20 protein-coding genes and 1 riboswitch are annotated in these 18,108 nt (G+C 61.3%); of the genes, 17 read left to right on the forward strand and 3 right to left on the reverse strand.

Features of this window, described 5'->3' with window-relative positions:
• The first annotated feature begins 84 nt into the window (after nt 1-84).
• From hda to PseuLF5_RS10205, 3 genes are all read left to right on the forward strand, one after another.
• A complete protein-coding gene (gene hda / locus PseuLF5_RS10195) occupies nt 85-789 on the forward strand; it encodes a DnaA regulatory inactivator Hda (protein WP_007919828.1) in 705 nt (234 codons plus the stop codon).
• Nucleotides 790-1,016: 227 nt separating this feature from the next.
• Entirely contained in the window at nt 1,017-1,631 is a 615-nt protein-coding gene (locus PseuLF5_RS10200) for a C40 family peptidase (RefSeq protein ID WP_340133425.1), read from the forward strand.
• A 219-nt stretch (nt 1,632-1,850) separates the two neighbouring features.
• Nucleotides 1,851-2,387, forward strand: coding sequence for a C40 family peptidase (locus PseuLF5_RS10205; protein WP_123465896.1), 537 nt, complete (start codon nt 1,851-1,853; stop codon nt 2,385-2,387).
• Between the two features lie 128 nt (nt 2,388-2,515).
• On the opposite strand, the gene PseuLF5_RS10210 is transcribed toward PseuLF5_RS10205, so the two are convergent.
• Nucleotides 2,516-3,829 carry a PQQ-dependent sugar dehydrogenase gene (locus PseuLF5_RS10210; RefSeq protein ID WP_186748371.1) on the reverse strand — a complete coding sequence of 438 codons (1,314 nt, stop codon included), beginning with the start codon at nt 3,827-3,829 and terminating at the stop codon, nt 2,516-2,518.
• Between the two features lie 66 nt (nt 3,830-3,895).
• Nucleotides 3,896-4,480 (reverse strand): hypothetical protein, encoded by a 585-nt coding sequence (locus PseuLF5_RS10215; protein ID WP_340133426.1) that lies wholly within the window; start codon nt 4,478-4,480, stop codon nt 3,896-3,898.
• Between the two features lie 163 nt (nt 4,481-4,643).
• A riboswitch (cobalamin riboswitch) is annotated at nt 4,644-4,875 on the forward strand.
• A gap of 81 nt (nt 4,876-4,956) precedes the next feature.
• On the opposite strand from PseuLF5_RS10215, the gene cobO reads away from it, so the two are divergent.
• The 14 genes from cobO (at nt 4,957) to PseuLF5_RS10285 (ending at nt 16,569) form a co-directional block, all read left to right on the forward strand.
• Nucleotides 4,957-5,568, forward strand: coding sequence for a cob(I)yrinic acid a,c-diamide adenosyltransferase (cobO, locus tag PseuLF5_RS10220; RefSeq protein WP_123465901.1), 612 nt, complete (start codon nt 4,957-4,959; stop codon nt 5,566-5,568).
• Nucleotides 5,565-6,914, forward strand: coding sequence for a cobyrinate a,c-diamide synthase (locus PseuLF5_RS10225; RefSeq protein ID WP_222833382.1), 1,350 nt, complete (start codon nt 5,565-5,567; stop codon nt 6,912-6,914). The genes cobO and PseuLF5_RS10225 overlap by 4 nt, the downstream gene beginning before the upstream one ends.
• Nucleotides 6,915-6,961: 47 nt before the next feature.
• Nucleotides 6,962-7,612: a 5,6-dimethylbenzimidazole synthase gene (gene bluB, locus PseuLF5_RS10230; protein WP_186748367.1), complete on the forward strand. Its 651-nt coding sequence runs from the start codon at nt 6,962-6,964 to the stop codon at nt 7,610-7,612.
• A complete protein-coding gene (cbiB, locus tag PseuLF5_RS10235; RefSeq protein WP_186748361.1) occupies nt 7,609-8,517 on the forward strand; it encodes an adenosylcobinamide-phosphate synthase CbiB in 909 nt (302 codons plus the stop codon). The genes bluB and cbiB overlap by 4 nt, the downstream gene beginning before the upstream one ends.
• A complete protein-coding gene (gene cobD / locus PseuLF5_RS10240) occupies nt 8,510-9,502 on the forward strand; it encodes a threonine-phosphate decarboxylase CobD (protein ID WP_340133427.1) in 993 nt (330 codons plus the stop codon). Before cbiB ends, cobD begins: the two co-directional genes overlap by 8 nt.
• Nucleotides 9,499-10,950 (forward strand): cobyric acid synthase, encoded by a 1,452-nt coding sequence (locus tag PseuLF5_RS10245; protein ID WP_123465912.1) that lies wholly within the window; start codon nt 9,499-9,501, stop codon nt 10,948-10,950. The genes cobD and PseuLF5_RS10245 overlap by 4 nt, the downstream gene beginning before the upstream one ends.
• Before the next feature lie 148 nt (nt 10,951-11,098).
• On the forward strand, nt 11,099-11,620 hold the full coding sequence (cobU, locus tag PseuLF5_RS10250; protein WP_340133428.1) for a bifunctional adenosylcobinamide kinase/adenosylcobinamide-phosphate guanylyltransferase: 522 nt from the start codon (nt 11,099-11,101) through the stop codon (nt 11,618-11,620).
• Nucleotides 11,617-12,672: a nicotinate-nucleotide--dimethylbenzimidazole phosphoribosyltransferase gene (cobT, locus tag PseuLF5_RS10255; RefSeq protein ID WP_340133429.1), complete on the forward strand. Its 1,056-nt coding sequence runs from the start codon at nt 11,617-11,619 to the stop codon at nt 12,670-12,672. Before cobU ends, cobT begins: the two co-directional genes overlap by 4 nt.
• Nucleotides 12,669-13,244 carry an alpha-ribazole phosphatase family protein gene (gene cobC / locus PseuLF5_RS10260; protein WP_222833378.1) on the forward strand — a complete coding sequence of 192 codons (576 nt, stop codon included), beginning with the start codon at nt 12,669-12,671 and terminating at the stop codon, nt 13,242-13,244. Before cobT ends, cobC begins: the two co-directional genes overlap by 4 nt.
• Nucleotide 13,245: 1 nt before the next feature.
• Entirely contained in the window at nt 13,246-13,977 is a 732-nt protein-coding gene (locus PseuLF5_RS10265; RefSeq protein WP_123465920.1) for an adenosylcobinamide-GDP ribazoletransferase, read from the forward strand.
• A gap of 192 nt (nt 13,978-14,169) precedes the next feature.
• A complete protein-coding gene (locus PseuLF5_RS10270) occupies nt 14,170-14,574 on the forward strand; it encodes a MarR family winged helix-turn-helix transcriptional regulator (protein ID WP_123465922.1) in 405 nt (134 codons plus the stop codon).
• A gap of 52 nt (nt 14,575-14,626) precedes the next feature.
• Complete coding sequence (locus tag PseuLF5_RS10275) at nt 14,627-15,835, forward strand: MFS transporter (RefSeq protein ID WP_123465924.1); 1,209 nt, start codon at nt 14,627-14,629, stop codon at nt 15,833-15,835.
• On the forward strand, nt 15,832-15,954 hold the full coding sequence (locus tag PseuLF5_RS10280) for a hypothetical protein (RefSeq protein ID WP_256591474.1): 123 nt from the start codon (nt 15,832-15,834) through the stop codon (nt 15,952-15,954). The genes PseuLF5_RS10275 and PseuLF5_RS10280 overlap by 4 nt, the downstream gene beginning before the upstream one ends.
• 54 nt (nt 15,955-16,008) lie before the next feature.
• Complete coding sequence (locus PseuLF5_RS10285; protein ID WP_186748353.1) at nt 16,009-16,569, forward strand: glutathione peroxidase; 561 nt, start codon at nt 16,009-16,011, stop codon at nt 16,567-16,569.
• Between the two features lie 127 nt (nt 16,570-16,696).
• Here PseuLF5_RS10285 and PseuLF5_RS10290 read toward each other — a convergent pair whose 3' ends face one another.
• Entirely contained in the window at nt 16,697-17,968 is a 1,272-nt protein-coding gene (locus PseuLF5_RS10290; protein WP_123465928.1) for an OmpP1/FadL family transporter, read from the reverse strand.
• Nucleotides 17,969-18,108 lie beyond the last annotated feature (140 nt).

Here is an 18,108-nt window from a genome sequence, read left to right on the forward strand (position 1 = left end):
ATTGTGCGCTCAGCTTCACGGGTATAAACTTCGCAAACTTTACACAGAGGCCACTAACGGTTCCTTGAGAACTGTTCAGTCAGCATGAAACCGATTCAGCTGCCCCTAGGTGTGCGTCTGCGTGACGACGCCACCTTCATCAACTACTACCCAGGCGCCAATGCCGCTGCACTCGGCTATGTCGAGCGCCTATGCGAAGCCGACGCCGGCTGGACAGAAAGCCTGATCTATCTGTGGGGCAAACACGGCGTAGGGCGTACGCATCTGTTGCAGGCGGCCTGCCTGCGTTTCGAGCAGATGGGCGAGCCGGCGGTGTACCTGCCACTGGCCGAGTTGATGGATCGCGGCGTTGAAATCCTCGACAACCTGGAGCAGTACGAGCTGGTTTGCCTGGATGATCTGCAGGTGATCGCCGGCAAGGCTGACTGGGAAGAGGCGATGTTTCATCTGTTCAACCGCTTGCGTGACAGCGGACGGCGCCTGCTGATCGCCGCGTCTACTTCGCCGCGTGAGTTGCCCGTCAAACTGGCGGACTTGAAATCGCGCCTGACCCTGGCGTTGATTTTCCAGATGCGTCCTCTTTCCGATGAAGACAAATTGCGTGCGCTGCAATTGCGCGCATCCCGTCGCGGTCTGCACCTGACCGATGAAGTCGGTCATTTTATTTTGACGCGCGGTACCCGCAGCATGAGTGCATTGTTCGATCTGCTCGAACAACTCGATCAGGCCTCTTTGCAGGCCCAGCGCAAGCTGACTATTCCTTTCCTCAAAGAAACCCTGGGCTGGTAGCCAAACCCGCTGAAACTGCGGCTTGCAGCGGGTTTTGCCATATTTCAGGCGTCAGAAAATCCGCTTTCCTGCACGGTTGGCAGGCTGCGTATCGGTTCAAATGGGCTTAAGCGCTTAGATGTAAACGAGAAACCGAGAAGTCACAAAAAGGTCGATTGAATTTGCAAATGAGGTCGATAGCGGGCATAGTCTCGGCTTCTTTACAACTATCAGCCACGGTCGTGCCCATGCTAAATCGCTTCGCACCCCTCGTGCCTCTCGCACTCGTCACCCTGTTGTTCGGTTGCGCTGCTCATTCTCCAGTTCAAGAGCAGCCTCAACAGGTTAAAAGTTCTGCCACTGCCCAGTCTTCCGTTATTTTCCAGGAAGAGCTGGACACCGAAAAAGAGCTGTCGGACTTCAACAAGAAGCCGTATGAGCTGCCTGTTCTGGCCGACAGCATTCTCGAACGCGGCATGTCCCTGATCGGTACCCGTTACCGTTTCGGCGGCACCTCTGAAGCCGGTTTCGATTGCAGCGGTTTCATCGGCTATCTGTTCCGCGAAGAAGCCGGCATGAACCTGCCGCGCTCCACTCGCGAAATGATCAACGTGGATGCCCCGCTGGTCTCGCGAAGCAATCTCGAACCGGGCGATCTGCTGTTCTTCGCCACCAATGGTCGTCGCGGTCGTGTGAGTCACGCCGGGATCTACCTGGGTGACAACCAGTTCATTCACTCCAGCAGTCGTCGCAGCGGCGGTGTTCGCATCGACAGCCTGGGTGACAGCTACTGGAGCAAAACCTTCATTGAAGCCAAGCGCGCCCTGGCGATGGCTCCGACCGTGGTCACCGCTCGCAAGTAATTCCCCGTTGTCGCCACGTCCGTGGCGACCAAAACGGCGCCGGCAGCCGAGTAGACCCAGACTTTACAAGGTGAAGTTAAAGTCTTACTTGAAGTTTGTCGTATAGCCGCTAGAATCCTGTATCTATATTGATGGCAAACCGCCTGCGTGCTCCGCAGGCGGTTTTGTTTTCTGTCCATCCGGCAGAGAAAGCCGCAGCCAGATCAGGATGTTCTGCTTATGACGATGTCGGCCCGCCTTGCTTTGATCTTCTGCGCAGCGCTGCTCAGCGCCTGCGCCAGTCGCACACCACCGCCCGCGCCTGTGGTGCGCGCCCCGGTAGTGTTCGGACCCTCCCAGTCATTCTCGCCCGCTGCTGAAGACGTGCTGTTTCGCGCCCTGGGCCTGGTTGGCACGCCTTATCGCTGGGGCGGCAATACACCAGACTCCGGGTTTGATTGCAGTGGTCTGATCGGTTTCGTCTACCGTGATGCGGCGGGTATCAGCTTGCCGCGTTCCACGCGAGAGATGATCGTGATGCAGGCGCCGAATGTCGGCAAGGAAGGCTTGCAGACCGGTGATCTGATCTTCTTTGCCACCAATGGCGGTTCGCAGGTCAGCCATGCGGGGATTTATGTCGGGGAAGGGCGCTTCGTGCATGCGCCGGCAACCGGCGGTACGGTGAAGCTGGACAGCCTGTCGAAGGCGTATTGGCAGAAAGCGTATCTGAGTGCCAAGCGCGTGTTGCAACCTGAGCACCTGGCGCGTAACCCTTAGTTCAATGACTCACCCTCCAATGCAGGAGTGAGCCTGCTCGCGATAGCGGTCAATCAACAGTGATGTTGAAGATGACGCTGTCATCGCGAGCAGGCTCACTCCTGCAGTTGTTTTGGTTCAGGCAAAAGTTATTTGGCGGACGATACTCGCCACACTTTGTTGCCCACATCATCGGCCACCAGCAAGTCCCCTTGCTGGTCGATCACCACGCCCACCGGGCGACCTAGCGCATTCTCATCCTTGTCGAGGAAACCGGTCAGCACATCCACCGGTGTTCCGTTCGGTTTGCCAGCGCTGAACGGGACAAAAATCACTTTATAGCCACTGTGCGGCTTGCGGTTCCATGAGCCGTGCTGCCCGATGAACGCGCCTTCCTTGAACTGCGCCGGCAGGCTATTGCCCTCGGCGAACGTCAGGCCCAGCGAAGCGGTGTGCGGGCCTACGGCATAGTCCGGGGCGATGGCCTTGGCCACCAGATCAAGGTTTTGCGGTTTCACGCGCTCATCCACATGCTGCCCGTAATAGCTGAATGGCCAGCCATAGAAACCACCGTCCTTGACCGAAGTGATGTAGTCCGGCACCAGGTCGCTACCGATTTCGTCACGCTCGTTGACCGCCGTCCACAGTGCGCCCGTGGTGGGTTCCCAGGCCAGGCCGTTGGGGTTGCGGATGCCCGAGGCGAAGATCCGGTGATTGCCAGTGGCGCGATCCACCTCCCAGATCGCTGCGCGTCCTTCTTCTTTATCCAGACCGTTTTCGCCGACGTTGCTGTTCGAGCCGACGGTGACGTACAGCTTGCTGCCGTCCTTGCTGGCGATGACGTTTTTGGTCCAGTGGTGATTCAGCGTGCCGCCCGGAAGATCGGTGACCTTGATCGGCTGCGTCTTGATCTCGGTCGCGCCGGGTTCGTAGTGAAAGCGCAGCAGGCGATCGGTGTCGGCGACATACAGGTCATTGCCCACCAGTGTCATGCCGAACGGCGAGTTGAGGTTTTGCAAAAATACTGTGCGGGTCTCCGCTACGCCGTCGTGATCGGCATCGCGCAGCAGGGTGATACGGTTCGGGCTCGGCACGCCGGCACCGGCCTTGCCCATGACTTTTTTCATGACCCAGCCACGAATGCCGCTGCTGTCGTCCGGTTTCGGCGGCGCGTTGGTTTCCGCTACCAGCACGTCACCGTTGGGTAGTACGTAGAGCCAGCGCGGATGATCGAGGCCTTCGGCAAACGCTGCCACTTGGGTGCCGGCCGCAGCGGTTGGTTTGCCGCCGGCGGGCCAGCCGACCGCCGGAGCGATGTTCACTGTCGGGATCAGGGTCTTGTTCGGTTCGGGCAGTTTCGGTGACGGGCCGGTGCCGTCGGAGACTTGCAGGCTGGAGGATTCACCGCAGGCGGTGAGCCCTCCGGCGAGGGCGATGACGAAAGCGAGTCGGGTTTTGCGCATTACTGATCTTCCCTATGAATGCATTCCTAATCATAGAGGAGCTGACGCGCCCGATGGTTCAACCGCTTAGCCACGGGCCTCTTTGAACAGCACGGCGATGCCCGGGTGATAGTTGCCGGCTTCGCTGCGCAGTTTTCGGTAGGCGTAAGGGAAGTACCAGGCGACTGCGCAGGTGTGTTCCTTTTGCAGATCGTCGACCATGTCCTGCAATTCTTCAGGGCTGGCGCTGTGCTGGGCCTTTTGCGGGGCGACGAACAGGCAGCCAAGCCGCATATCACTGGCGTAGCTGATGCGTTTGGCGTCGCTGGTGATGTCCTGCAGGGCCTGGGTCAGGTTGAGGTTGTTGACCCGGGGCCAGCGCTGCGTGGCCTGAATGAAGGCGCGGTCGTCAGTCCCGGCGATAAACAGATCGGCGCGGGCGTTGCGCTCGCCATCCTCGTTCTGTTTGCGGCTGGGCGTCTGGCTGAGGGTCACCAGCTCGGCCATCCAGGCTGCCGCCGAGAGCAATCCGAGATTGGCGTTCTCGTCATGCCAGTAAGGCGTGTCGCTGTCGCCGCGCACGGCGTTGTAACGGTCGATACAGTCAAACCAGCGTTCAAGCACCGGGCGCAGGAATTCCAGGCGCGGGTTGCTGATGATCATGCCTTGCATCGTCATCATCCTTATTGTTGTGATGGGCTTTTCCGAGAAAAGCATGGCTCTTTGATATCACTTGTATCAGTGTGGCACAAGATTGGCGTCAGATAATTGATCGACGGCAGTTATTCGACCGATGTCCCCCTCTTTAATTGACGCTCCACCCCCAACCCTCTAACCTTCGCGGCTTGTTTCAGGTGCTCTGTGACACCCCGTCGACAGAGTGAAACAGGGAAGCCGGTGAGGGTTGTCTTCGCGCGAAGAACCACCACAATCCCGGCGCTGCCCCCGCAACGGTAAATGAGTAAAAGCTGCGCCTTGAGCCACTGCCTCGACAGAAGCGGGAAGGCGCGCAGCCAGGCGCATCGCCGCTCATGAGCCCGGAGACCGGCCTGATCCATCCAGCGGCATCACGGTGGGCGATGCCAGGCTTTTTGCCGTCTATTCTTGTGCCTGCCCGCCGTTATTCAGCCTCAACGGAGAGCTCCCCCATGACTGATTCCCCCGAGCGTGATGAACGCCATCTGGCGCGTATGCAGCGCAAAAAAGCCGTGATCGACGAGCGCATCGCCAACTCGCCCGATGAGTGCGGTCTGGTGCTGGTGCTGACCGGCAACGGCAAAGGCAAAAGCAGTTCGGCGTTCGGCATGCTTGCCCGCGCGATGGGCCACGGCATGCAGTGCGGCGTGGTGCAGTTCATCAAGGGCCGTAACAGCACCGGCGAAGAGCTGTTTTTCCGCCGCTTCCCGGAGCAAGTGCGCTTTCATGTGATGGGCGAGGGCTTCACCTGGGAAACCCAGGATCGTCAGCGCGATATCGCCGCCGCCGAAGCGGCGTGGGAAGTGTCCCGCGAACTGTTGCGCGATCCGTCGATCGGCCTGGTGGTGCTGGATGAATTGAACATCGCCCTCAAGCACGGCTACCTCGACCTCGATCGGGTACTGAGCGACTTGCAGGCGCGTCCGCCGATGCAGCACGTGGTCGTCACCGGTCGCGCAGCCAAGCCGGAAATGATCGAGATGGGTGACACCGTCACCGAAATGGGCATGCTCAAACATGCCTTCCAGGCCGGCATCAAAGCGCAGAAAGGCGTCGAACTTTGAATCAGCCACGTCACTGCCCGGCGGTGTTGATCGCCGCGCCGGCCTCCGGTCAGGGCAAGACTACCGTCACCGCTGCGCTGGCGCGTTTGCATCGCAATCAGGGGCGCAAGGTACGCGTCTTCAAGTGCGGCCCGGACTTTCTCGACCCGATGATTCTCGAGCGCGCCAGCGGTGCGCCGGTGTATCAACTGGACATGTGGATGGTCGGCGAGCAGGACAGTCGGCGTTTGCTGTGGGAAGCGGCCGCCGAGGCCGATCTGATCCTGATCGAAGGTGTGATGGGCCTGTTCGACGGCACGCCATCAAGCGCCGATCTGGCGCGGCATTTTGGCGTGCCGGTACTTGGCGTGATCGACGGCACCGCGATGGCGCAGACTTTCGGTGCGTTGGCGCTGGGCCTGGCGAAGTATCAACCGGATCTACCGTTCGCCGGCGTGCTGGCTAACCGCGTCGGCACCTTGCGTCACGCGCAATTGCTCGAAGGCAGCCTCACTGAAGGCCTGCGCTGGTACGGTGCATTGTCCCGCGAAACCGGAATCGAGTTGCCGAGCCGGCACCTCGGTCTGGTGCAGGCCAGTGAACTCAATGACCTGGATCTGCGTCTCGACGCGGCCGCCGAAGCATTGGCCAGCAGTTGCGAGGTAGCGCTGCCACCGGCCGTGGAATTTGCCGCGCCTGAAGTCATCACCGCCGAACCATTGCTCGAAGGCGTGCGCATTGCCGTCGCCCGCGATGAAGCCTTTGCCTTTATCTACGGCGCCAGCCTCGACCTGTTGCGGGCGATGGGCGCCGAGTTGAGTTTCTTCTCGCCGATCCGCGACACGCAATTGCCCGAGGCCGACAGCCTGTATCTGCCCGGCGGGTACCCGGAACTGCACCACGCGGCGTTGTCGCAAAACACCGCAATGCTCGACGCGATCCGCGCGCACCATGCGGCCGGCAAGCCGTTGCTCGCCGAATGTGGCGGCATGCTCTATCTGCTTGATTCGTTGACCGATGTCGAAGGCCGCCGTGCCGAACTGCTCGGGCTGCTGCGCGGTGATGCGGTGATGCAAAAACGTCTGGCGGCACTGGCGCTGCAAGCGGTGGACCTGCCGGAAGGTTCGTTGCGCGGCCACACCTATCATCATTCGCTGACCACCACTGAGCTGACACCGATTGCCCGTGGCTTGAGCCCGAATGGCGGACGCGGGGCCGAGGCGGTTTATCGCGAGGGGCGGATGACGGCTTCGTATGTGCACTTTTATTTTCCGTCGAATCCTGCTGCGATTGCCGCATTGTTTGCGCCAGATCGTGACGCCGCCTTCGCGAGCAAGCTCGCTCCCACAGGGGATCGCGTTTCTTGAGCAAACACCCCGTCCAATGTGGGAGCGAGCTTGCTCGCGAAGAGGCCATGACAGACAACGCATTTACCGAGGCCGAGCGCCAAGCCGTCTATCGAGCCATCGCCGAACGCCGCGACATGCGCCACTTTGCTGGCGGCACGGTCGAACCGGAGCTGTTGCGCCGTCTATTGGAGGCTGCCCATCAGGCGCCGAGCGTCGGTCTGATGCAGCCGTGGCGCTTCATCCGCATCAGTGATCGCACCTTGCGCGGGCAGATCCAGAACCTCGTGGAAGAAGAACGCATCCGCACTGCCGAAGCCCTTGGCGAGCGCAGCGATGAGTTCATGAAGCTCAAGGTCGAAGGCATCAACGACTGCGCCGAGGTGTTGGTCGCGGCGCTGATGGATGATCGCGAAAAACATATTTTCGGTCGCCGCACGTTGCCGGAAATGGACATGGCCTCGTTGTCCTGTGCGATCCAGAACCTGTGGCTGGCCGCTCGCGCCGAAGGCCTGGGCATGGGCTGGGTGTCGCTGTTCGAACCGCAGGCGCTGGCCGATCTGCTGCAACTGCCGGCCGGGGCCAAGCCGCTGGCTGTGTTGTGTCTGGGGCCGGTCAAGGCATTTTATCCGGCACCGATGCTGGTCCTCGAAGGGTGGGCGCAGGCGCGTCCGCTGAATGAGTTGCTGTTTGAAAATTTTTGGGGAGTGAGTCAATGAGTGTGGCGTTGTTGAGTGTCGCCGCCGTGGCGCTGGATGCGCTGCTGGGTGAACCGAAACGCTGGCATCCGCTGGTGGCGTTCGGCAATTTCGCCGGGCGCATCGAGCAACGTTTCAATGCGGGCGGGCGCGGCTGGCGCAGCCATGGGGTCACCGCGTGGGTGATCGCCGTGCTGCCGCTGACGCTGCTCGCCACCGCGTTTTCCTGGGCGCCGTACGTGGGCTGGATCGTCGAGATTCTCGCGCTGTATTGCGCCCTCGGCATGCGCAGTCTTGGCGAACACGTCGAGCCCGTAGCCAAAGCCCTGCGCAGCGATGATCTGGAAGAGGCGCGCAAGCGCGTCGGCTATCTGGTCAGCCGCCAGACCTGTGAACTGGACAGCACCGCCGTCGCTCGCGCCGCCACCGAATCGGTGCTGGAAAACGGCAGCGACGCGGTGTTCGCCGCGCTGTTCTGGTTTATCGTCGCCGGTGCGCCGGGCGTGGTGCTCTATCGTTTGAGCAATACGCTCGACGCGATGTGGGGCTATCGCAACGAACGCTTCGAGCGCTTCGGTTGGGCAGCGGCGAAAATCGACGACGTCCTCAACTACATTCCTGCGCGTCTGGTGGCGTTGACCTACGCGTTGCTCGGCAATACCCGACTGGCCTGGAAGTGCTGGCGCAGCCAGGCGCCCAAGTGGGACAGCCCCAACGCTGGCCCGGTCATGGCGGCCGGCGCTGGCGCGCTGGGTGTGGAGCTGGGCGGCCCGGCGATCTACCACGGCGAACTGCACGAGCGTCCACAACTTGGTGAAGGTGTGCCGGCCGATGCCGATTCCATTGATCGCGGCTGGCAATTGGTCCAGCGCGGGGTATGGTTATGGCTGCTGATTCTCTGCGTGGGGGCTGAATTCTATGCTTGAGCACGGTGGCCGGCTGCGCAAGGCTGCACTCGATTACGGTATCGCCGAGGCCGACTGGCTCGATCTGTCCAGCGGTCTCGCGCCGTGGCCGTTTCCGGTCCCGGTGATTCCGCTGCGCGCCTGGGCGCGCCTGCCGGAAACCGATGACGGTCTGGAGCAGGCCGCGTGTGACTACTATGGCGCACCGCAGGTATTGCCAGTGGCCGGTTCGCAGATGGCCATCCAGTTGTTGCCGCGTTTGCGCCGTGCCGGCAAGGTCGGTGTGTTGTCGCCGTGTTATGCCGAACACGCCGAAGCGTGGCGGCGCAGCGGCTATATCGTGCGCGAAGTGCTGGAACAGGAAGTCGAGTTTTTTCTCGACAGCCTCGATGTGCTGGTGGTGGTCAATCCGAACAACCCGACCGGCCTGAGCCTGACCCCGGCGCGTCTGCTCGACTGGCACGCGCGGCTCGCCCAGCGTGGCGGCTGGCTGGTGGTCGATGAGGCGTTCATGGACAACACGCCGCAGCTGAGTCTGGCTGCGCACACTCATCTGGTCGGTCTGATTGTCTTGCGTTCGTTCGGCAAATTTTTTGGTCTGGCCGGCGTTCGCCTCGGCTTTGTCCTGGCCGAACGCCGGCTGCTCCGATTGCTCGCCGAACAGGTCGGGCCGTGGGCTGTCAGCGGACCGACGCGGGTGCTCGGGCAGACCTGTCTGCAAGACACTGAAGGTCATACACGTCAACGCATTCGCAGCGACGAAGCCAGCGAGCGTCTGGCCTCGTTGCTTGAGCGTTATGGTTTCAAGCCGCAGGGTGGTTGTGCACTGTTCCAGTGGCTGAGCACCGAGCATGCGGCGACGTTGCATGAATTCATGGCCCGCCGCGGCATTCTCCTGCGTCTCTTCACCCACAACAGCAGTCTGCGTTTCGGCCTGCCCGCCGACGCGGCTGAAGAGGCGCGGCTCGAAAAAGCGCTGCAAGCCTTTACCAAGGAATCGAAATGACCACCCTGATGGTGCAGGGCACCACTTCCGACGCCGGCAAAAGCACGCTGGTGACAGCACTGTGCCGCTGGGCGACCCGTCAGGGCGTGGCGGTCGTGCCGTTCAAACCGCAGAACATGGCGCTCAACAGCGCGGTGACCGCCGACGGCGGCGAGATCGGCCGTGCGCAAGCGGTGCAGGCGCAGGCGGCGTTTCTTGAGCCGCACACCGACATGAACCCGGTGCTGCTCAAACCCAACAGCGATACCGGCGCGCAAGTGATCATCCACGGCCGCGCCGTCACCAGCATGAACGCCGTGGCGTATCACGACTACAAAGCCATCGCCATGCAGGCGGTGCTCGCTTCGCACCAACGCCTCACTGCAGCGTATCCGCTGGTGATGGTCGAAGGTGCAGGCTCGCCGGCGGAGATCAATCTGCGTGCCGGTGACATTGCCAACATGGGTTTTGCCGAGGCGGTGGATTGCCCGGTGTTGCTGATTGCCGACATTAATCGCGGCGGGGTGTTTGCGCATCTGGTCGGCACGCTGGAGTTGCTCTCGCCGAGCGAGCAGGCGCGAGTCAAAGGCTTCATCATCAACCGCTTTCGCGGCGATATCGCCTTGCTGCAACCAGGCCTCGACTGGCTGGAACAACGCACCGGAAAACCGGTGGTTGGCGTCTTGCCCTATGTGATGGATCTGCATCTGGAGGCCGAGGACGGCATCGATCAGCGCCAGACCGACAAGGCCGAGCAAGTGCTGAAAGTGGTGGTACCGGTGTTGCCGCGCATCAGCAACCACACCGATTTCGATCCGCTGCGTTTGCACCCGCAAGTGGACCTGCAATTCATCGGCCCGGGGCAGGCGATTCCTGCCGCCGATCTGATCATTCTGCCGGGGTCGAAAAGTGTGCGCAGCGATCTCGCGTATCTACGCGCCAATGGCTGGGAAGCAGCCATCAACCGGCATTTGCGCTACGGCGGCAAAGTGCTGGGAATTTGCGGCGGTCTGCAAATGCTGGGCGAGCAGGTGCACGATCCGCTGGGGCTGGAAGGGGCCGCAGGTTCCAGCGCCGGATTGGGCTTGCTGGCGTTCGACACGACGCTGGAAGCCGAAAAACAATTACGCAACGTGCGCGGGCGGCTGGCGCTGGAAGACGCCGAGGTCAGCGGCTATGAAATCCATGCAGGCGTGACGGTGGGGCCGGCGCTGGAAAACGCGGCGGTGCATCTGGATGACGGTCGTTGCGACGGTGCGCAGAGTCTGGACGGGCAGGTGTTCGGCACCTATTTGCACGGTCTGTTCGAATCGCCGCAAGCCTGTGCGGCGCTGTTGCGTTGGGCCGGTTTGAGCGATGTGCAAGAGGTGGATTACCACGGATTGCGCGAGCGCGATATCGAACGGCTGGCGGATCTGGTGGAAAAGCATCTGGATACCGGGCTATTGCGTCAGCTCTGTGGGATTTGAGTGGCCTGTCCAGGCCCCATCGCTGGCAAGCCAGCTCCCACAGGGTTTGATGTCGGATACATATTTTGTGAACACCACTGAAACCTGCGGAAGCGGGCTTGCCCGCGATGAGGCCGGTGATCTCACTAAACCTTTTCTGGATAAAAAAATGCTCCAACTGATCCTCGGCGGCGCCCGCTCCGGCAAAAGTCGCCTGGCGGAAAAACTCGCCAGCGACAGCCAGTTGCAGGTCACTTATATCGCCACCAGCCAACCGCTGGACGGCGAAATGAGCGACCGCGTCGCCCATCACCGCGCCCGCCGTCCTGTCGAATGGGCCCTGATCGAGGAGCCGCTCGAACTGGCCCGCGTGCTGCGCGAGTCTGCCAGTGCCGAGCGCTGCCTGTTGGTCGATTGCCTGACTCTGTGGCTGACCAATCTGCTGATGCTCGATGACGCAGAGCGTCTGGCCGCTGAGCGTGACGCCCTGCTGGACGGCCTGGCGTCATTGCCGGGGGAAATCATTTTTGTCAGCAACGAGACCGGAATGGGTGTCGTGCCGCTGGGCGAATTGACTCGCCGCTACGTCGATGAAGCCGGTTGGCTGCATCAAGCTCTGGCTGAGCGCTGTCAGCGTGTCGTCCTGACCGTCGCCGGCCTGCCCCTGACTCTGAAAGGACCTGCGTTATGACTCAAACCTGGTGGCTCAATCCGTGCAAACCGGTGAATGCCGAGGTTGTCGCCCAAGCGGCGGCGCGGCAACAGCAATTGACCAAGCCGGCCGGCTCCCTCGGTCGCCTGGAAACCGTGGCGGTACAACTGGCGGGCCTGCAAGGGCAGGTCAAGCCGACGCTTAAGCAGATCTGGATCGCGATTTTTGCCGGCGATCACGGCGTGGTCGCCGAAGGAGTGTCTGCGTTCCCGCAGGAAGTCACCGGGCAGATGCTGCTCAATTTCGTCAGTGGTGGCGCAGCGATCAGTGTGCTGGCGCGCCAACTCGGTGCGCAATTGGAAGTGGTAGACCTGGGCACCGTGACGCCGTCGTTGAACCTGCCGGGCGTATTGCACCTGAATGTCGGTCCGGGCACGGCGAACTTCGTCAAGGGCGCGGCGATGACTCCAGCGCAGGGCGAACTCGCCTTGCAGGCCGGTCGCGACAGCGTGTTGCGGGCGAAAGCGGTGGGTGCGCAGCTGTTCATCGGTGGCGAAATGGGCATCGGCAACACCACCGCTGCCAGTGCGCTGGCCTGCGCCTTGCTCGATTGCCCGGTGGCCCACTTGACCGGTCCCGGTACCGGTTTGAATGCCGAAGGTGTCAGCCATAAGGCCCAAGTCATCGAGCGCGCGTTGGCCCTGCACGCTGCGCAGCGTGGCGATGCGCTGCAAACCCTGTTCAACCTCGGCGGTTTCGAGATTGCGGCGCTGGTCGGTGCGTACCTGGCGGCAGCCCAGGAAGGCGTTGCAGTGTTGGTCGACGGCTTTATCTGCACCGTCGCCGCGCTGGTTGCCGTGCGTTTGAATCCCGCCTGCCGCGAATGGTTGCTGTTCGGTCATCGTGGTGCCGAACCGGGCCATCGCCATGTGCTGGAAACCCTCGGCGCCGAACCGCTACTGGAACTCGGCTTGCGTCTGGGCGAGGGTAGCGGGGCAGCGCTGGCGGTGCCGTTGTTGCGTCTGGCGTGCGACCTGCACGGACAGATGGCGACCTTCGCCGAGGCGGCGGTGGCGGATCGTCCGGCATGACCTTGCGTCTGGATCTGCTGCGTCACGGTGAGACTGAACTGGGCGGTGGTTTGCGCGGCAGTCTCGATGATGCGCTGACCGAACAAGGCTGGGCGCAGATGCGCGCGGCAGTGGTCGCAGGCGGGCCGTGGGATCGGCTGGTCAGCTCGCCGCTGCAGCGTTGTGCACGGTTCGCTGCAGAATTGGGTGAGCAACTGAATCTGCCGGTGCAACTGGACAAGGATCTGCAGGAACTGCATTTCGGCGCCTGGGAAGGGCAAAGTGCCGCAGCGCTCATGGAGTCCGATGCCGAGGCGCTGGGGCTGTTCTGGGCGGACCCGTATGCGTTTACCCCGCCACAGGGTGAGGCGGTCAGCGATTTTGCGGCTCGCGTGCTCGGCGCGATTACGCGCCTGCATCAGGCCTATGCTGGCGAGCGCGTCTTGCTGATCAGTCACGGCGGCGTGATGCGCCTGTTGCTGGCGCAGGCGCGGGGGCTGCCCCGTGAGCAGTTGCTGAGTGTCGAGGTCGCGCATGCATCAGTGTTTTCCCTGACGGTCGAAGCCAATGGTTCGCTCAAGGAAGGTCACTGACATGTTGCCACTGTGGATCGCCCTGCAATTTCTCAGCAGTCTGCCGATTCGTCTGCCGGGGATGCCGCAGCCGGAGCAGCTCGGCCGTTCGTTGCTGTGTTATCCGCTGGTGGGGTTGCTGTTCGGGGTGATGCTCTGGGGGTTGAACCTGGCGTTGGCCGGCGCACCATTGTTGTTGCATGCGGCGCTGTTGCTGACCGTGTGGGTGCTGCTCAGCGGCGCGCTGCACCTCGACGGACTGGCCGACAGCGCTGACGCCTGGCTTGGTGGCTTCGGTGATCGGGAGCGCACCCTGACAATCATGAAGGATCCGCGCAGCGGGCCGATTGCGGTGGTCACGCTGGTGTTGGTGTTGCTGCTCAAGTTTGCCGCATTGCTGGCGCTGATCGAGCAACAGCAGGGCGTGGTGTTGCTCATCGTGCCGATGCTGGGGCGTGCGGCGCTGTTGGGGTTGTTTCTGACCACGCCGTATGTGCGGGCGGGAGGATTGGGGCAGGCGTTGGCCGATCATCTGCCGCGCAGGGCAGGATGGTGGGTGCTTGGCGCAAGTATGCTGGGCTCTTTGCTGATCGCCGGGGTTGAAGCGGTTGTTGCGCTGGTTGTTGCGTTCGGGATGTTTGTCTGGCTGCGGCAGGTGATGATGCGGCGGTTGGGCGGGACTACGGGCGATACGGCGGGGGCGTTGCTGGAATTGCTGGAGATGGCGGTGCTGGTGGGGTTGGCGTTGGTCTGACCGGTTTATGGTGAATGTTCAGGCCTCTTCGCTGGTAAGCCAGCGCCCTCAGGTATTGAGGGCGTTTACAGATTTTGTGACGACTTGCAAAAACTGTGGGACCAGCGATGGCGGTGGGGCAGACGCAACAAATCTTATTGATAAACTCATGTGTAACTTGATTTAACACAGTCGCGGGTATATACACGCATCATGCTTCCTTCTCAGTGTTTGTGCACCAACCTGCGTCGCGCCGCGCGTGGCGTCAGCAGGCATTACGACGGCGCCCTCGACGGCTTCGGGATCAACGTTGCCCAGTATTCTTTGCTGTGTAACCTGCAGCGTCTGGATCAGCCGAGCATCTCGGAACTGGCCGAAGCCATGGGCCTGGATCGCAGCACCCTGGGCCGCAATCTGCGGGTGCTGGAAGGCGACGGTCTGGTGGCGCTGGCCGAGGGCGAAGACATGCGCAACCGCATCGTCCGGCTCACCGAAACCGGCGCGCAACGCCTGGCCGCTGCACTGCCAGCCTGGGAAGCGGCGCAGCAACGGTTGATCGACCGTCTGGGTGCCGAGAAGCGTGAAACCTTGCTGAAATTGCTGGACGAACTGGCCTGATGCCGGTTTTTTCGGGTTCAAGCGGGTATATACCCGCGACTGGAGAATAACAATGACAACGATGTGGCGTACGTGCGGTTGGGTGTTGCTGGGGAGTGCGCTGATTCTGGCGTTGTCATTGGGCGTGCGACACGGCTTCGGGTTGTTTCTGTCACCGATGAGCGCGCAGTTCGGCTGGGGGCGCGAAGTGTTTGCCTTCGCCATTGCCTTGCAGAATCTGATCTGGGGTCTGGCGCAGCCGTTTACCGGCGCGTTGGCCGATCGTTTCGGTGCGGCGAAAGTGGTACTGATCGGCGGCGTGCTCTACGCCTTGGGCCTGGTATGCATGGGGTTGTCCGATTCGGCGTTGACCCTGTCCTTGAGTGCCGGTCTGTTGATCGGCATCGGTCTGTCCGGCACTTCGTTCTCGGTGATCCTCGGTGTGGTCGGCCGTGCCGTACCGCCGGAAAAACGCAGCATGGGCATGGGCATCGCCAGTGCGGCGGGGTCCTTTGGCCAGTTTGCCATGTTACCGGGCACGCTCGGCCTGATCGGCTGGCTCGGCTGGTCGGCGGCGTTGCTGGTACTCGGCCTGCTGGTGGCGCTGATCGTGCCGCTGGTGAGCATGCTCAAGGACAAGCCGCTGCCAGTGTCGGGGCATGAACAGACCCTGTCCGAAGCGTTGCGCGAAGCCTGTTCGCATTCCGGTTTCTGGCTGCTGGCGTTCGGGTTTTTCGTCTGCGGTTTTCAAGTGGTGTTCATTGGTGTGCACCTGCCGGCGTATCTGGTCGATCAACATTTGCCGGCCACCGTTGGCACCACTGTGCTGGCGCTGATCGGTCTGTTCAATATCTTCGGCACGTATACGGCCGGGTGGCTGGGCGGGCGCATGTCCAAGCCGCGTCTGCTCACCGCTCTGTATTTGCTGCGTGCGGTGGTGATCGTGCTGTTCCTCTGGCTGCCGGTGACGACCACCTCGGCCTATCTGTTTGGTATGGCCATGGGCTTCCTGTGGCTGTCGACCGTACCGTTGACCAACGGTACGGTGGCGACCTTGTTCGGTGTGCGCAATCTGTCCATGCTTGGCGGCATCGTGTTCCTGTTCCACCAGCTCGGCTCGTTTCTGGGCGGCTGGCTGGGCGGGGTGGTCTATGACCGTACCGGGAGTTATGACTTGATCTGGCAAGTGGCAATTCTTCTGAGCCTGTTGGCCGCCGCGTTGAACTGGCCGGTGCGCGAGCGACCTGTCGCGCGTCTGCAACCCCGTGCGCACGCCGCATGAGCCGACTCTGGCCGCGTTTCGTCTTCGCTGCCCTCGGCGCTGCTCTGCTGGCGTTGGTGTGGTGGGGCTGGCATCAGGGCGGCCTGGCCTTGATGCAGTTGGGCATGAGCATTTGCTAGAACGGGGCGTGGCGAGTAACTTCGAAGCCTGATGACTGCTTAAGGATGCTCGACATGCTGATGCGCTGGTGTGCTGTTCCCGCGTTGCTGATGGCGTTGACTGGCCTGGCCCAGGCCGCTGACTGTCCCGATCTGCTGCAAGGTTCGCTGCCCAAATTGCGGGCCAAGGAGTCCATTGACCTGTGCCAGCAGTACGCCGATAAACCGCTGGTGGTGATCAACACTGCCAGCTTCTGCGGTTTTGCCCCGCAGTTCGAAGGCCTGGAGGCGCTCAATCAGCGCTACAAGGCGCAAGGGCTGCAAATGCTCGGGGTTCCTTCAAATGACTTCAAGCAAGAGTCCAAGGACAGCGCAGAGACCGCCAAGGTCTGCTACGCCAACTACGGCGTGACCTTCGCCATGACCGAACCTCAAAAAGTTCGGGGGGATGACGCTACGCATCTGTTTCAGGTACTCGCTGCGCAGAGTAGCGCGCCGAAGTGGAACTTCTACAAATACGTGGTCGATCGCCAGGGCAAGGTGATCGCCAGTTTTTCAAGCCTGACCAAGCCGGATGATCCGGAGTTTATTGCGGCGATCGAGAAGGCCATCGCTTCGAAACCGCTGAAGCCCTGATGCGTTGAGTGTTTTGGTGGGAGCCTTGTGTATTTCAACATGAGTCTCAAGTCATTAAAAAAGCCCCGCCTCTGTACAAGAGAGCGGGGCTTTTTAGTGGGCGAGGGGTTAACCCCGCCCGGCAGCATCAGAAGCGGTAGGTCGCGCCGACACCGAAACCGTTTGCCGAGTTTTCATACTTGGCGTCGTAGGTCTGGCCACGTGCGTTTTCGTTGCGGATCTTGACCGACTCTTCCTTCAGGTACGAGTAAGCGACGTCGATGGTCAGGTCTTCGGTCGGGCTCCAGCCAGCGCCGATGCTGAAGATGGTCCGGTCACCCGTCGGGATGCGTGGCGAACGGTCGACGTTGTTGGTCGGCGACTGGTCGAAGGTCAGGCCGGTACGCAGTACCCATTCCTTGTTCAACTGGTACGACGTACCCAAGGCGTAAGCCCAGGAATCGTGCCAGTTCTGGTCTTCGGTGATCTCGCCAAACTGACCGGCCAGCAGCGGTTGTACACCGGAGTTCTTGACGGTGATTTTTTCCAGCTGGCTCCAGCGGGTCCAAGTGGTACCGGCATAGACGTTCCAGCGATCGTTGATTGCCTGGGTGACCGAGAAGTCGATGGATTCAGGCGTGGTGATCTTCAGCGAAGCGTCGTACTTCTGGTTGGCGCCCAGGCCGACTGCGCCGAGCAGACCATAGTTGACCTTGGTGTCGCCTTCGAGCTTGTAGTCGACTTTCGAGTGGTACGTCAGACCCAGGCGCGTGGTGTCGGTGGCTTGCACCAGTACGCCGACGTTGTAGCCCAGTGCGGTGTCGTCACCCTTGATCTTGACCTTGCCGTCCGGGAACGCCGGAGAGATCGACAGATTGGACTCCAGCGAGCCGTCGATGCGGTTGATGGTCGGACCGAAACCGATCGATACCTTGTCGTTGAAGGCGTAGCTGACAGTTGGCTGGAATGTGATCACTTGTACTTCGGACTTGCTGCCGAAGTAGCGGCCGGCAAAGCCTTTTTCGTAGTCGGTAATCAGACCGAACGGCACGTACACGCCCAGGCCGAATGCCCAGTGCTCATCAATTGGTTTGACGTAGAAGCCCATAGGTACAGCGGTGAAGGGCACCATGTCGCCTTTGTTGCTGCCGCCATTGGGGCTGGAACTGGCATTGCTGATATCGGTATGAGCATCGACAACGGCTACACCACCGGTAACTTGTTCACGCTTGAGGCGCGACATGCCGGCAGGGTTGCCAAAAACAGTGCTTGCGTCGTCGGCAGCAGAAGATCGCCCGGCAAAACCAGTCCCCATCCCACTGATGCTTTGTTCGTTTAGGGCAAAGCCGGCCGCGAAAATTTGAGTGGAAGCAAGGGTAACGGCGAGGCTAAGGGTGGTTTTGAGCATGACTTTTTTCATTATTAGAACTCCTGATGATCACCGGGGCGAAAATTACCAACATTTTCGTCCCAGCGCTATAGTCCGTATGCCTTGAGTTAGAGCGGTTTTGTAGGACAATCAGACCAGATTCGCGACCTGTTGGCCGATCTTCTGAAACC

Origin of the sequence: Pseudomonas sp. LF-5 (assembly GCF_037626295.1) — a bacterium.
Lineage (GTDB): Bacteria > Pseudomonadota > Gammaproteobacteria > Pseudomonadales > Pseudomonadaceae > Aquipseudomonas > Aquipseudomonas monsensis.

What these genes read in the sequence shown, in the direction of transcription:
- PseuLF5_RS10205 (WP_123465896.1), top strand. Translation starts at nt 1,851, where the DNA reads ATGACGATGTCGGCCCGCCTTGCTTTGATCTTCTGCGCAGCGCTGCTC.
- PseuLF5_RS10210 (WP_186748371.1), bottom strand. Translation starts at nt 3,829, where the DNA reads ATGCGCAAAACCCGACTCGCTTTCGTCATCGCCCTCGCCGGAGGGCTC.
- PseuLF5_RS10265 (WP_123465920.1), top strand. Translation starts at nt 13,246, where the DNA reads ATGTTGCCACTGTGGATCGCCCTGCAATTTCTCAGCAGTCTGCCGATT.
- PseuLF5_RS10285 (WP_186748353.1), top strand. Translation starts at nt 16,009, where the DNA reads ATGCTGATGCGCTGGTGTGCTGTTCCCGCGTTGCTGATGGCGTTGACT.
- cobC (WP_222833378.1), top strand. Translation starts at nt 12,669, where the DNA reads ATGACCTTGCGTCTGGATCTGCTGCGTCACGGTGAGACTGAACTGGGC.
- hda (WP_007919828.1), top strand. Translation starts at nt 85, where the DNA reads ATGAAACCGATTCAGCTGCCCCTAGGTGTGCGTCTGCGTGACGACGCC.
- cbiB (WP_186748361.1), top strand. Translation starts at nt 7,609, where the DNA reads ATGAGTGTGGCGTTGTTGAGTGTCGCCGCCGTGGCGCTGGATGCGCTG.
- cobU (WP_340133428.1), top strand. Translation starts at nt 11,099, where the DNA reads ATGCTCCAACTGATCCTCGGCGGCGCCCGCTCCGGCAAAAGTCGCCTG.
- PseuLF5_RS10270 (WP_123465922.1), top strand. Translation starts at nt 14,170, where the DNA reads ATGCTTCCTTCTCAGTGTTTGTGCACCAACCTGCGTCGCGCCGCGCGT.
- bluB (WP_186748367.1), top strand. Translation starts at nt 6,962, where the DNA reads ATGACAGACAACGCATTTACCGAGGCCGAGCGCCAAGCCGTCTATCGA.
- PseuLF5_RS10200 (WP_340133425.1), top strand. Translation starts at nt 1,017, where the DNA reads ATGCTAAATCGCTTCGCACCCCTCGTGCCTCTCGCACTCGTCACCCTG.
- PseuLF5_RS10215 (WP_340133426.1), bottom strand. Translation starts at nt 4,480, where the DNA reads ATGCAAGGCATGATCATCAGCAACCCGCGCCTGGAATTCCTGCGCCCG.
- cobD (WP_340133427.1), top strand. Translation starts at nt 8,510, where the DNA reads ATGCTTGAGCACGGTGGCCGGCTGCGCAAGGCTGCACTCGATTACGGT.
- PseuLF5_RS10275 (WP_123465924.1), top strand. Translation starts at nt 14,627, where the DNA reads ATGACAACGATGTGGCGTACGTGCGGTTGGGTGTTGCTGGGGAGTGCG.
- cobT (WP_340133429.1), top strand. Translation starts at nt 11,617, where the DNA reads ATGACTCAAACCTGGTGGCTCAATCCGTGCAAACCGGTGAATGCCGAG.
- cobO (WP_123465901.1), top strand. Translation starts at nt 4,957, where the DNA reads ATGACTGATTCCCCCGAGCGTGATGAACGCCATCTGGCGCGTATGCAG.
- PseuLF5_RS10245 (WP_123465912.1), top strand. Translation starts at nt 9,499, where the DNA reads ATGACCACCCTGATGGTGCAGGGCACCACTTCCGACGCCGGCAAAAGC.
- PseuLF5_RS10290 (WP_123465928.1), bottom strand. Translation starts at nt 17,968, where the DNA reads ATGAAAAAAGTCATGCTCAAAACCACCCTTAGCCTCGCCGTTACCCTT.
- PseuLF5_RS10280 (WP_256591474.1), top strand. Translation starts at nt 15,832, where the DNA reads ATGAGCCGACTCTGGCCGCGTTTCGTCTTCGCTGCCCTCGGCGCTGCT.